13 protein-coding genes are annotated in these 13,598 nt (G+C 44.2%); 2 read left to right on the top strand and 11 right to left on the bottom strand.

Features of this window, described 5'->3' with window-relative positions:
• Positions 1 to 22: 22 nt before the first annotated feature.
• Both HY200_01970 and HY200_01965 read right to left on the bottom strand, forming a co-directional pair.
• Positions 23 to 349, bottom strand: coding sequence for a transcriptional regulator (locus HY200_01970; protein ID MBI3593703.1), 327 nt, complete (start codon positions 347 to 349; stop codon positions 23 to 25).
• 10 nt (positions 350 to 359) lie between these two features.
• The gene (locus HY200_01965) at positions 360 to 686 is read right to left on the bottom strand and encodes a type II toxin-antitoxin system RelE/ParE family toxin (GenBank protein ID MBI3593702.1); all 327 of its coding nucleotides are present in this window, start codon (positions 684 to 686) and stop codon (positions 360 to 362) included.
• Between the two features lie 492 nt (positions 687 to 1,178).
• Between HY200_01965 and HY200_01960 the strand changes: the two genes are divergently transcribed.
• Complete coding sequence (locus HY200_01960; GenBank protein ID MBI3593701.1) at positions 1,179 to 3,551, top strand: MASE1 domain-containing protein; 2,373 nt, start codon at positions 1,179 to 1,181, stop codon at positions 3,549 to 3,551.
• A gap of 236 nt (positions 3,552 to 3,787) precedes the next feature.
• Here HY200_01960 and HY200_01955 read toward each other — a convergent pair whose 3' ends face one another.
• The 6 genes from HY200_01955 to HY200_01930 all read right to left on the bottom strand — a co-directional run bounded on the left by HY200_01955 (position 3,788) and on the right by HY200_01930 (position 9,061).
• Positions 3,788 to 4,402: a hypothetical protein gene (locus tag HY200_01955; protein ID MBI3593700.1), complete on the bottom strand. Its 615-nt coding sequence runs from the start codon at positions 4,400 to 4,402 to the stop codon at positions 3,788 to 3,790.
• Between the two features lie 457 nt (positions 4,403 to 4,859).
• Complete coding sequence (gene lepB, locus HY200_01950; GenBank protein MBI3593699.1) at positions 4,860 to 5,534, bottom strand: signal peptidase I; 675 nt, start codon at positions 5,532 to 5,534, stop codon at positions 4,860 to 4,862.
• A gap of 314 nt (positions 5,535 to 5,848) precedes the next feature.
• A complete protein-coding gene (locus tag HY200_01945) occupies positions 5,849 to 6,364 on the bottom strand; it encodes a L,D-transpeptidase family protein (GenBank protein ID MBI3593698.1) in 516 nt (171 codons plus the stop codon).
• Between the two features lie 214 nt (positions 6,365 to 6,578).
• A complete protein-coding gene (locus HY200_01940) occupies positions 6,579 to 7,016 on the bottom strand; it encodes a hypothetical protein (GenBank protein ID MBI3593697.1) in 438 nt (145 codons plus the stop codon).
• 190 nt (positions 7,017 to 7,206) lie between these two features.
• Positions 7,207 to 7,818, bottom strand: a complete 612-nt coding sequence (locus tag HY200_01935; protein MBI3593696.1) for a tetratricopeptide repeat protein — start codon at positions 7,816 to 7,818, stop codon at positions 7,207 to 7,209.
• A 101-nt stretch (positions 7,819 to 7,919) separates the two neighbouring features.
• Positions 7,920 to 9,061 (bottom strand): IS3 family transposase gene (locus HY200_01930; GenBank protein ID MBI3593695.1). Its coding sequence is split into 2 segments (ribosomal slippage): positions 7,920 to 8,833 and positions 8,833 to 9,061, totalling 1,143 coding nucleotides; the frame shifts between segments, so codons are not numbered across the junction.
• Positions 9,062 to 9,357: 296 nt separating this feature from the next.
• Between HY200_01930 and HY200_01925 the strand changes: the two genes are divergently transcribed.
• Positions 9,358 to 11,217 carry a KUP/HAK/KT family potassium transporter gene (locus tag HY200_01925; GenBank protein ID MBI3593694.1) on the top strand — a complete coding sequence of 620 codons (1,860 nt, stop codon included), beginning with the start codon at positions 9,358 to 9,360 and terminating at the stop codon, positions 11,215 to 11,217.
• A 94-nt stretch (positions 11,218 to 11,311) separates the two neighbouring features.
• Here HY200_01925 and HY200_01920 read toward each other — a convergent pair whose 3' ends face one another.
• From HY200_01920 to HY200_01910, 3 genes are read right to left on the bottom strand one after another with little or no spacing between them, the layout of a single operon-like run.
• Positions 11,312 to 12,154 carry a YihY/virulence factor BrkB family protein gene (locus tag HY200_01920; protein ID MBI3593693.1) on the bottom strand — a complete coding sequence of 281 codons (843 nt, stop codon included), beginning with the start codon at positions 12,152 to 12,154 and terminating at the stop codon, positions 11,312 to 11,314.
• Between the two features lie 5 nt (positions 12,155 to 12,159).
• The gene (locus HY200_01915) at positions 12,160 to 12,849 is read right to left on the bottom strand and encodes a DUF2461 domain-containing protein (protein MBI3593692.1); all 690 of its coding nucleotides are present in this window, start codon (positions 12,847 to 12,849) and stop codon (positions 12,160 to 12,162) included.
• A 24-nt stretch (positions 12,850 to 12,873) separates the two neighbouring features.
• The gene (locus tag HY200_01910) at positions 12,874 to 13,557 is read right to left on the bottom strand and encodes an SOS response-associated peptidase (protein MBI3593691.1); all 684 of its coding nucleotides are present in this window, start codon (positions 13,555 to 13,557) and stop codon (positions 12,874 to 12,876) included.
• Positions 13,558 to 13,598: the final 41 nt, after the last annotated feature.

Below are 13,598 nucleotides of genomic sequence, written 5' to 3'. Positions count from 1 at the left end.
TCAACACATTGATTTTATTTAATTAGGCAGCGATTTTGTTAGCTTTCACAAGAAGATTAACCTTCTCATAGATTTGTAGGACTTTAATAATTCCAAAAATACTGTCTGCCCGGGGATTTCCGCCAGGTCCAAGCATCCTATGAATGCTTTTGCTCGATTTTTTTAATTCCTTCGCAAGACCTTCGAACGTAATGGTGGCATTAATGTAATCCCGGAGCATCGCTTTTCCAGCTGCAAGGTCTCCAATCAAAAACTCGGTAATGGCTTCAGAAAGCAAGTGTTGACGAAACTTGGAATCGTTTGAAGCGCGTTCCATGATCGTTTTTCGAAAAGTTCTGGTTAATGCCATAATTGTTCCCCTATGCCTTTCTTCTCAATTTATATTTAATCCATCTCTCCTGAGCGATTTTGATATCATTATTTTGACTTTTCTTTGAACCACCGGCGAGAAGGATTACGATCTGATCACCTTCTCGCCCAAAATAAATCCGATAACCTGGTCCAAAGTCTATTTTGTATTCAAAGACTCCTCCGCCTACCGATTTTATATTCGACGAGTGGCCCTGCTCCAATCTATATAACGCCGTACTTACCTTAGCGGCAGCTTGACTATCAATTTTGGCAAACCATTTACCAAAGGGAGATATATTTCCTTCTAAGAATTCGAGGACCTTTCTCTTTGGCATAACTTAAGGTAACGCATAGGTTACTATATGTCAAGTGCTTATTTTAGAAAATGGCGAGGATTGCCGTTTATAGTCTTATATAAAATGAAGAAGGGGAACCCCGTCGATTTCTGGAAGAGTTTAAGAGCTCCGAGTCCCGTTTCTGGACCCATTTTTCGGCAGAGTAACTTGTTTCCCCCAGAGATCTGGATCTGGAACCAGCCGTTACTTGAAATGGTTCCCGGGGGTATATCTAACCTCATCTTGGTTTTCTTGACTGTATCGTAAGGTTTGTAATATTCTTTCTAAAATATACCTTGATTATGTTTTAAACGGCCGAACAGTAATTGAACTCTTATAAGTGCTGTTCCAGTTGTCATTTCAATTTCATCCATTCGTACGGATGATTGATGAGCCCGCCTGCATCTAAGCGGGGTTAAGGCCAATAATGCATCGATATCAGTGCATCAAAGCTTATCCCCAATTCTCCATTTCATTCTAAAGGCGTTTCCGATGACCACCTCATCCTCAAATTCGATGAAACGGTTAGTAGAAATTGTTGGGATCGCCACTCTATATACTGTGACTGGAAAGATCGGCTTCTTAATGGCCATCCCACCCGGAAATATAACGGCCGTTTGGCCGCCCTCGGGAATCTCTCTGGCTGCAGTCCTGCTATTGGGAAGCCGCGTTTGGCCAGGGATCTGGCTCGGCTCATTCGTGGTCAACAACTGGTTTTTCGCCAGTCATGCATCGGTTAGCCACCTTTCCATAGCGATCTCCGGGGTTATTGCTGCAGGCTCTGCGGCGCAGGCGCTGATTGGCGCGTTTTTGATCCATCGGCTGACCGGTACCCGCAATCCCATTGATTCTGTTTCATCAATCTTCCAGTTTGTGGGTATCGAGATGGTTTCCTGTCTGGTAGCATCCTCGATCGGCACGACGAGTATGGCGGTTTCAGGATTTAGCGAATGGGAGAACTATTCCAGCTCGTGGTGGACATGGTGGCTTGGCGATTTTGTCGGAATCATGACCATCACACCTTTCTTGCTGGTGTTGAGCCGCTGTCCTCAGAACCGCTGGGCATCCCGGCGGATTGCTGAAGCAGCACTAATCCTTACATTATTGCTTATATCTGGATCTGTCATCTTCAGCGGCAACTCTTACATCGGCATTAGTCATCTGCCGGTGGCCTTTCTTTTCATCCCGTTCATGGTTTGGGTCGCACTACGGTTTGGCTCAGGCGGCGTGGTTGTACTGACGCTATTCCTTACCGGCCTTTCCATCTGGGGCACCAACATGGGATCTGGTCCTTTTGTGAGGGAAAAATTCAATGAATCGCTTATGCTTTTACAATCGTTTATCAGTATCATTTGTATAACAGGACTCGTGCTGTCGGCGGCCCTTAGGGATCGTGAACGAACGGATGAGGCGTTGCGTTCATCGGAACGGCGTTTGGTTGGAGCGTTGAATATCGCTGAGGCGGCCCTCATTTCTGTAGATGAATCCCAGAAAATAATACAGTTTGATCAGATTGCTGAACAAATCTTCGGTTATTCCCCTCAAGAAATTCTGGGCCGCCCGCTTAGCCAGCTCCTCCCTTTACGCTTCACCGAAGTTCATCGCCAGCACCTCCAGGATTTTTCAGCCAGTCCCGTAAAAGTCCGACGTATGGGCGAGAGGAAAGAGGTATTCGGTCGACGGAAGGACGGATCCGAGTTTCCAGCTGAAGCTGCAATATCCAAACTCAATCAAGGGGGACGAACCACTTTCACTGCCGTAATTCGAGATATTTCCGAACGAAAGGGAGTTGAACAGTCTCTTCGCCGCTACTCAGATCGACTGAAAATACTTCATGAGATTGATCGGGCCATTCTATCGGTGCAGTCATCAGAAGGGGTTGCACAGGTGGCAATCGATCGAATGAAGCAGCTCATTCCCTATTATCGAGCAAGTGTAGTCTTGTTCGACCTTAAAATCCACGAAGCCACCGTTCTTGCTATGGATAGCCAAAGCACCAGTCGGGTAAAAGTGGGAGCAAGTCTTCCACTGGAAGCTTTTGATTTCCTGGATATTCGACAGCTTACGCAAGGCAACTTTCATAGTGTTGAGGACATCCACTCCCTGATACAGCCGACACCGGCAATTGAACTTCTGAAAGCTGATGGGGTGCGCGCCTACCTGAATGTTCCCTTAATATGCCAGAGCCGATTAATTGGAACACTTAATTTGGGATCGGAGCATCCAAACAGTTTTACATTCGAAGACGTGGAAATCGCCCGTGAGATGGCTGACCTTTTGGCAGTGGCTATTCAACAGACCCGCCTGTATGAACAAGTTGAACGCCATGCTTCCGAACTGGAAATTCAAGCAATGCGTGATCCGCTGACCGGTATTCCTAACCGAATCCTGCTCTTTGATCGCCTGCACCAAGCAATCCAGGCTGGTCAACGCGAGAATCGGACAGGTGCGTTTGGAATTTTAGATCTAGATTTTTTCAAAGAAATTAACGATTCACATGGACATCTTTGTGGAGATGAGATTTTGAAACAGATAGGGCCGAGAATTCGTGTCGCATTACGGGAGTCCGATACTTTGGCGCGTCTGGGCGGCGACGAGTTCGGAATATTGTTACCAAATACTGATCAGGAGGGTACGATTCGGGTCTCGCAGAAAATCCTGAATACTCTGCAACAACCCTTCACAGTGGAAGGTCGCTCTCTAAATGTGACTGCCAGTCTTGGGATTGCATTCTTTCCAGAGCATGGTGAAGCTGCTGGCATCCTAATTAGCCGTGCTGATATGGCGATGTATAGAGCCAAAAAACAGAGAAACAGGTATGCAGTTTACGCCGCTGAGAAGGATGTCCACCCCGAACATCTCTGACTTTGAGAACTGGCCAATCCATATAAAAATATTTTTAATCTTTTTTAATCGAAAAATACTCCGGAATCATAATAATATGGTGCGCTGTTCTTTTTTCGTTTTTGCCATAACACATAATACCATTTTCACTAAAGCATTATAAATAGGTGGGTATCTAAAAGCGAGGAATACCGTTTCTAATCTACAGGTTTCTAGAATAAGGCTAGAATGAAGCTTTCTGGAAGGACTTTAAAAAACTATTTTTGATTCAATTCGAAATCCAGGTTTAAGACCTTTCCCGGTGGGACTTCAATTTCCTTTTCTATCGATCCAAATGCTTTATGCCAGATGGCTAAACTATATTGACCGGGATCAAGCTCTGGGAAACGGAATGAACCATTGTAATCGCTGTGTAAATAATTAGGAGTATCTAGGACCGCGATATATGATTTCATAAAAGGATGAATAACACATTTTATTTGAATAAGACCTAATTGGTCGATTTTTCTGACAAGATTTCCGTGTGCCGGCAGAGGTAAAGTAAATAGAACTTGATCTTTCTTAGAAAATTTCAAAACATGAAGTATTGGATCTTTATTCTCGATATTTAAACTGTTTTCAACCTGTATTGCAGTTACATATGGTTCAAAATGACAGTTTCTACTGATTAGGTAAATTCTCTTTTCATCCCCTATAGGATTCATACCATCCGTTTTCTTTTTTAGGCTAATAATGGCATTTTTGACTCCCTTATTTCTAAAATTAACTGACGTTTCCTCTAAATAATTCGTTCCGCACACTTCAGGATCGGCCTTAACGGTTTCAGAATCAGGGAGAGGGGCTATTCCAAAATATCGAACAGTACCAGTCACAGATCCTTTTGTATCCGCACCGAATAGTACGGTGTCATAGAGACACAAGAGGAAGATATCAGTCAAAAGAAACAGGAAAACAGATTTTAAAAAAGATGTCCTCATAAGATTTGATGCGATTATGGAATTTTCTAACCAACTAGTCAATTTCGATTTAGAGATCAATGAGAAAGGCCGCAGTAGACATTTGAGATGCTTCTTGTTAAAAATGCAAATAACTGATAAAAAACGACGTTGTGTGCGGAATACGGGATGGAATCTACGAAGTGTTTTATTTTCGATCAATGCTGAACTACTGGAAGGATCAAATAGAAGAACATCAAAGGGATGCTCCTACACCATAAGAAAATCCCGCGCTTGATTATTTCAACCGCGCGGGAATGAATAACCAGGTTTTTATTCTAATACACAGGACCTAAACGATTCAGTGGCAGATAGATGCCCATGACTGTACCTTTTATTTTTGACTTATCAAGGAAACCCCAGAATCTACTGTCAAGACTCTTATCCCGGTTATCGCCCATGACAAAGATTTTACGTCAGGAACCTTTACGGGGCCGAAATTGTCACGTTCAGGAATTACATTCGGGTCCCTGTGAACAACATTAGGTTCAGTTACCTCTTGGCCATTCATTAAAAGGAACTTATTACGAACTTCCACAGTATCACCCCCGATTGCCACTACACGTTTAATTAAATCTACGTTGGTAGCTCTGGGGTATTCGAAAACAATCAGGTCTCCTCGATTAGGGATTCGTCCAGAAGAATGTCTGTCTACGAGAATTTTGTCACCGATAATCAGTGTTGGCTCCATGCTGGCTGCAGGTATTCGGTATGCCTGCAAATAATTATTTTTGATAAAAGCAGTAAGCCCAATGTAAATGATAAATACAAAGGACATTAAACCAATATATATAGGTATTTTATTATATTTTTTTAATAAAAATTCAGGGCTCGTTATTCGTGCGGTCCTGATCGAATCCCAAATCACTATGATGCGGTAAGCCAAGGATACTAGATAAAGAGCGGGAATAATAATGACGACATTCTTGCTGTCATGGAGCAACATAGGACCAAGCAAAAACAATATCGGCAATGATAAAGAAAATAAGTCCCTTTCGAGCCTGTCCATTATAAATCTGTCCTAATCCCGGAATAATAAGGCTTAGCAAACCTGCAATCCACCAACTTCTGGGTTTTTTATTCATAAGTGCTTAATGTCAATTTAATAGATAAACAAAGATTCGACCGGTTTTATTATCGATAAGAGAAGTTTCGGAAAAAGTTTTATTGCATTATACTGCGTTATGGCAAAATTGCAATTGCAGAGAATCAATGGTAAGGATTGCCATTAATAAGGTTGGATGGAATGGCGAACTGAGAACCTGAGGATAACTGGAAGGATTAAACAAGAGATCCTTCCGTAGAAGAATTCTTGTCACCATATCATGGTCGAATATTAACCGGAGTGCCATCAGGAACCACTCGCCAAATCTCTTCTATCTCATGATTTGTGACAGCGATACACCCATCGGTCCAATCCAAGAAAGTGTGTAATCGTCCGAGAAAGCCAAGCCCGTTTCTCATGCCGTGAATCATAATCAGTCCACCGGGTTTATCACCCCTTGCCAATGCCTGCGCTGTTTCAGAATTCGAGGGATAGGAAATATGAAGAGCTTTGTGAAAGGAACTGGCCTGCTTGTGGTAATCAATTGTATATGTCCCTTCCGGTGTACGTCCGTCACCCTCTTTTTGTTTCGGACCCACTGAGTGACGACCTATAGAAACGTGGTATGAGCGCAGGAGCGTATGGTCTTTATAGAGCTCAAGAGATCGAGTTGATTTTGTAATTATAAGATAGTTAGATACACTGCCATCCGGAAGTGGAGAAATAGGCCAATTTGCCCAGACGAGGATTCCGGCAATTGAGATGACGGCAAATATAATGACTATTCGTTTCAAATGTTTTAAATGGCTAGTTATTATGGTATTACCATGACAGGTATTATTTTTTGCCTCAGATTAGAATCTATACGATAGGTGGTTTAAGGTCAATCTCTGTTGTAATAATAACAAACAGGTGAGGATTGCCGTTTAAAGTCCGCTATCAAACAGGTGGGCAATTAGGTGTGACTTACTGGAAGTAAGAGTTGTTTGTTGCATCTTACATACACTTTCATTCAATTGGCATGAATTGAAGACTTTTCAAAAATTGCTCGCCCACTTGATTCAATTCCGCATTGCCTCTCCCTGGTTCATATCTTTCAGAGTAGCCTACCGAAATAACCCAGTCTGGAGTATCTGGATGAACACAGGTAAGATCATGAATCTCCAATATTAATATGGGCGCATCTACATTCGGCGCTGCGTGATCTTCAGATTTTAGGAATAAGCGTACGCAATAACGGCCAAATGTTGGATCTATGTGGGCCTCCTGTTCCAACACTTTGAAGCGGTCGGAAACTGTATCTCGTTTTTTTATGCTTTTCACATATTCCAAGAAATCTTCAGGTTTTTCAAATTTAATGATATATGGAGTAGCTACGGCATTAGCGGTAAATGTGTGCAATTTAGACTCCAATCTTTTGAAAAAGACAATGTCCCAAGGTTCCATTGCTCTGTATCCCCAATCGCCTCCAGGCGGAGGTAATATGGAATAACCTTTGAATTTGAATCGTTCCGAAGAATTGAGTACAGGAGAAATCGGAGGTGCCATGGCTGGAGGAGGCAGGTGCACACATCCAGAAAATAAAGGAGATCCTAATAGTAAAAGTAGGAGAATTAGAAATAATTTCAAAATGGCTCTAGTGTTTATCGCATTTGGTTCCGTATGGTGTTCTGTCAGTAATGGATTCACCCATGGGATTATCTCTTCTTAACCTTTCTGCCCGCTCATGCACATTTCTGGACTCCTCGGACTTTCCGATTTCAATTAGGGCATGGGAATATTCATCGAGGATATCGGCAAGACCTATTGGTGCTAGTTTAGGTCCATTCATTTGTTGGAGGACGAGAATGGCGCGTTCGAAATACGGAATGGCTTGAGAATACTTCTTTTGATCATAGTTTAGCCTGGCCAGTTCAACTAGATCCATATGAACGGGTCCAGATGATTGTTCATCAAGTTTCATCGCCTCCAATAGATGATTCTCTGCCTCCACAAAATTGCACACAATGCCGGAAGCACGTCCATATTCATAATTCAAAGTCGCTAGTTCTTGAGGATCGGCGTTATACTGACGGGCTTTTTCGAGGGCCATTCCGTACGCGTTCCTAGAACCTTCGGCATCATTGAATTCTTCTGCTGTTCTTATTTTTGCACGCAGATCGTAATCGTCTTTCAAATGATAAGTGTGAACACAGGCACATAGAATTACGCTCAATATAACCCATGTTCTCAACTTGGGAAAACTCATTTTAATGTCCATTGTGTGCACGTTCTTTTACCCAGATGTATACTGAGAACTTTTATAGCAGAAATATGACCTCTTTTTTAGCTATTTATCTCTCACGGGTTCTACCCTGTTTTCACGAACAGTTGAGTTAAGAGTAAATTATTCTGTTTAACTTCTTCAAGCTTCCTTCTTCGCCTCGGATTGTGAAAGCACTCGATATAGTCAAATATATCCGCTCTGGCTTCGTTACGAGTCCGATACTGTCGTCGGTTTACCCGTTCGCGTTTTAACATCCCGAAGAATCCTTCCATTGCCGCATTGTCAGCACAACTGCCTACTGTACTCATGCTGCAGACCAGGTTGTGACCTGAGAGAAAGCCCTGGTATTCATCGCTGATAAACTGGCCCCCGCGATCAGAATGCAGAATAACCGGTTGCCGATCTTTCCGTTGCCATAAGGCCATCAACACAGCTTGGAGGACCAGTTGCTTCTCTTGCTGATGGCTCATCGACCAGCCCACGACAATCCCACAGTGCAGATCCAGTACAACACACAGGTATAACCACCTCTCTGCAGTCCGAATATAGGTAATATCGGTTACCCACTTGGTATTCGGTTCATCTGCCTTAAAGTCACGTTCGAGGTGATTCTCCACTCCCACAGGTCGTCGACCCGAGTCCTTCTTCTTCCAACGTCGCCGCTGCAGGATTCCCTGAATGCCCGATCTTTGCATGAGCCGAGCGATCCGATGCTTGCTGCAGGATTCCCCGTCATAGCGCAAATCCTCCCAGATTCTCCCTCTTCCCTTGACCCCATCACTTTCGGCATGAAGAACCTTGATCCGATTCAATAATCGTTGATTCTCTTGGGCCCTTTTACTTAGTGGGCGGTCTCTCCAGCCGTAATAACTACTGGGAGACACATTCAGACACCGGCACATCAATCGAATCGGATAGCTATCGCGGCAACACTCAATCGCCCGGAATCTTACTTCGATCCTCTCGCGAAGAACGCCGCCGCTTCTTTTAAAAAATCCCGTTCCTTCTTAACCTGGTTCAGCTCACGCTTCAGGGTGGCTAGCTCCTCATCTCTCGGAATTCCCTGACCCCGAAAGGCTTTTCCCCCCTCTTTTTCCATCTCCCGGCACCAGCGGCTCAGGATATTGACACCTATCCCCAGATCCCTTGCCGGCTTTGAACTGGATTTCACCAGTTCTACCGCCTCACGCTTAAACTCCTTGCTGAATTTCCGTCTTGTTAACATGACACACCTCCTGTGCTAATATAACCTTTTTAGATGTGTCCGTAAAATAGGGGAGTAACCCTCTTATCATGATATCGATAAAACAGGCGTGGGCCCGATACCAGCGGGGAAAAAATGGTTTTCCTCTCAAAATGGCATTCTTTGAAACTCAGCATCTGTTTTTAAAGTAAATTGATTAATTGATGTAACGGGTGTTACTATGACCCGATTTAAAATAACCACGCAAATATTGCGACTCAATCCGAAAGAGTTTGTAAGTGATCAAGTATACCCGGAAACTTTACTAAAATCTGAAAATGAAAACACGTACTCATCAAAAGGATTTTCCAACGCTTCTTCTTGCCGCAATTGGCATTGTCTTTGGAGATATCGGGACAAGCCCGCTATATACCTTGAGGGTAGTGGTAGATCTTGCCGGAGGGAAACCTTCGCCTGAAGTTGCGCTTAGCCTCCTTTCACTGATCATCTGGGCTTTGTTGATTACGGTCTCTGTCAAATATGTCCTTTTCGTGATGCGTGCTGATAACCAGGGCGAAGGGGGCATTTTAGCTTTGATGGCCTTGCTTAAAGGAAACAAGATGCGCAGGGGTCTTACGATCGCAATAGGGTTGTTTGGCGCGGCCCTGATATATGGAGATGGAGTTCTGACTCCTGCGATATCCGTGCTATCAGCCGTAGAAGGGATCAAAATCGTAGATCCGGGCATCTCCCATTACGTTCTTCCACTTTCTCTTGCCATTCTCATTGTTCTTTTTGCTGTCCAGTTCCTAGGAACAGCGAAAATCGGCTGGATCTTTGGGCCGATCATGGTTTTGTGGTTTATTATTCTTGCGATTTTGGGAATCAGGGGGATCCTGATTTATCCGGGAGTCTTGGCGGCATTAAACCCCTGGCATGCCATTAAATTTCTCTTAACAAGCGGGCATTCTGGATTCCTCGTATTGGGCGGGGTGTTTCTTGCGGTAACTGGAGCAGAGGCGCTATATGCTGATATGGGACATTTCGGTGTCCGACCTATCCGTATGGCCTGGTATGGTCTTGTCTTACCATCCCTTCTTCTGAATTATGCGGGCCAAACGGCTCTGGTAATGTCAGGAAGTAATCTCGATGATAGCATCTTTTATCGCCTATCGCCTTCGGGTTTCCTTGTTCCTGTGATTTGCGTCGCAACTCTGGCCACAATCGTTGCCAGCCAGTCAATCATCACGGGTATTTTTTCAATGACTCGACAGGCGATTCAACTAGGCTGGTCTCCGCGCCTCCATATTCGACAGACATCCTCCGAAAGCTATGGTCAGATCTACATTGGTTCTATCAACTGGCTTCTCATGCTCGTCACTCTAATACTCACCGCGTCATTCGGGAGTTCCGATCGACTTGCCGGCGCATATGGTATTGCAGTTTCCCTGACGATGTTTCTGACGACCATTCTTCTTTTTTTCACCATGAGGGAGAATTGGGAGTGGTCATTGTGGGTGAGTCTCCTTCTGGCTGGATTATTTTGCCTTGTCGACCTGGCGTTTCTTTCCGGGAACCTGATGAAAATCCTGGAGGGAGGATGGGTGCCGTTGCTCTTGGCCAGCGGGGTATTCTTTTTAATGAGAACTTGGCACTTGGGCGCATCGGCTGTTGGGAACAAAATGAGAAGCCATGCTGTTCCGGTGGAATCTTTTATAAAAGACATTTCCGACCAACATATTCCCCGGGTTCCCGGGGTCGCTGTCTTTATGGATAAACTGACAGAGCAGACTCCGCCCATTATCATCTGGCATGTTACCCATAACAGGGCACTCCATTCTCAGGTAGTTGCCCTCGCGATTGTTGTGAGGCATACGCCGTGGGTAAAACCTGAAAATCGCTTAAAAATTGAAAAACTTGGGGAAAATTTCTGGCGGATTGTTGCTGATTACGGTTTTATGGAGACGATTGATATCCCGGAACTATTAAAGAGGTCGGAAACGGAATGCCGACTTGATTTAAGCGATGTAACCTACTACATCGGACATGAGACCGTTTTACATGGGACAGGGTCCGCCCTTCCTGCCTGGAAAGAGAATGTTTATTCTTTTTTGCAACGAAACTCAGCCCAAATAAGCGAATACTTTAGCCTGCCCAGGAATCAGGTCGTTGAAATTGGACGCCAGATCGAGATTTAACTCTCCATTTAAAGACTCAAACTTAGATGTCAATGAAATTATTGTTTAGCAACTGCTATATTTTCGGAGAGGACCGAAGATTACTGGAATCGACCTATGATCCCTTATCCATCAGAGAATTCTCGATTGTCCATCCCACTACTGCGGAAAGAACAAATACCAAACAAGAGTAATATATCCATAAAATAAAAAATAAAACGCCGCTTAAAGTGCCGAAGAGAAGTGTATAGTTAGTCGAAAGCGTCATATACCAGTTAAAAACAAGCTTTGAAATTTCAAATAGAATCGTTCCGGTTATTGAAGTTATCCATAGCGCTTTATTTCCGATCCGGATAGAGGGACAAAATCGATACAAAATAAGAAATAATGAGATGGTGAAGCCGAGCCCGAGCAAAAAACTAGTTGCCGTCCACTCCTGGGCAATAAGGGTTTTGAAAATGTGACTTCGTTCACCGATTCTCTCCATGATTAATAATAGAGATTCGATTCCCATCGCGAGGACAAATAAAATAGACGCCATGAACATGACGATTAAATCCCAGAGTTTATCCATCAGAAAATGGCGGTCCTGCTTCAACTCAAAGATCCGATCCAGAACGGTACGTACAGATCCAAACATGGAACTGCTAAATAGAAAGAAAAAGAGAAAACCGGCGAGGCCAAACGAATTCCGGTTGTCGGTAATCGTTGAAAGAACTTCCGTGAATGTTTGGCGGGTGGAAGGCAACAGGTTGTGAAGAATTTCCTGTAGCCAGACCATTTCCAGATCCTTCTTAAAGAGAAAAAAACCAAGAGCAGAGGCAACCAGAAAAAGAAAGGGAATACAGGAAAGCAGGAGTTCAAAAGCTAGTCCCGAAGCAAGAAAGAGTCCATCGACCGCAAAAAAGCGATTTAAGGCCTTCAGGAAAAAAATCCAACTTCTTCTTGAACGGGTCATCGATCTTACCAACGCAGATTGAGGGTCACAGTCAGAAATTTCATCAATGGCGCCGTCGTTTTGCAGAGTCTGGCGAACTGTTCGATAAAATCGGGCGAACGGACATCTTTTTCGGTTAGCTCGGCAATTGAAATAAAATCTTTTCGCTTTAGATGTTCTATTAAAGGGTGATTTGGATCAAATCCGGCGGGCGGGCGAACCAGAGAATCTCCGGCGAGTTGATGCGTCTTCTTGAATTTTTTATCGGCCAGAATCTCTTTCCATTTTCCTGGATGCGACACAATGGCCTCTCGTATTATCTGAAGAGTTTCCTTCTCAGGGTGCCAGATTCCGGCTCCCGCAAAAACATTGCCCGGTTCAAGATGAAGATAGAAACCGGGGGCATGCGCATCTTTTGCCATTTCATGTCGAAAATGAATTCCGGCCATGGTTTTATAGGGACTCTTATCTTTTGAGAAGCGCGTATCCCGATGGATTCGGAAAAGGGAACCGCCTGCGGGACGGGCATCCGCGACAAAGTGCCGGCTAATGTTTTCCAAATAGGGCCTAAAGTCCCGGATAAAGTTGAGACAGGGTTCGCGCACCTCCGCGAGGTATCGCATTTTATTTGCCGTAAACCACTCCCGATTGTTGTTTAATTTTAACTCGTTTAGAAATTTGAAAAAGAGGGTGTTAAAATAAGAGTCGGTAGACATGGTGTTCCCTTACGTGGAGTGTTTTCAATGAGAGGCAGGTTGAAGTACTTCCGGCCGATTGTTTTTTGGAGAGTTGACTGCGATGGTGACTGGATAATATTCCATCCATTCGGACGGACAGGGTTTTAGCAGTTCCTTGACGTCGACCTCAATTTCGGAATGAAGCCATTTTTCTTCATCATGACGATCCAGAATGACCGGCATGCGGGGATGGATGGTTTTCATCACTTCGTTAGCCGCGATGGTGATGATGGCGTAGGAGGTTGTCTCCTGGTTTCCTTCCTTTGATTTCCAGTGCTCCCAGATTCCGGCCAGACTCATGATGGGGTCATTTTTGAGGTGAATGCAGTAGGGTTGTTTGCCTTCTGCTCCCTCTTTTTTCCATTCAAAAAATCCGCTCATCGGAATGATGCACCGCCTTTTCTGATAAGCGGTTTTGAAACTTCTTTTTTCGCTGATCTCTTCAGATTTTGCATTAATCAGGCTGTACCGGTCAGCGCTCTGTATATCTTTGGCCGAGAAGGGGACAAGTCCCCAGCGCATGGACGCAAATTCCCTTTCCCCGTTGATTTCTCTCAACACCCAGGTTTCCTGCGTAGGGGCCATGTTGTAATTGGGTTTGATTTCAGGGAAGGCGACGGGTTTGAGATTGAGATACCGGTAAGCGAGCTCTTCTTGGGTATAGGTTTTATAGGTTCTTCCACACATAGACTTCTTTTATCAAATTTTCCCCGTCTTCTCAAGACAAA

This window comes from Nitrospirota bacterium (genome assembly GCA_016194305.1).
Taxonomy (GTDB): domain Bacteria; phylum Nitrospirota; class Nitrospiria; order JACQBW01; family JACQBW01; genus JACQBW01.
This window is presented reverse-complemented; position numbering and strand designations above follow the sequence as displayed.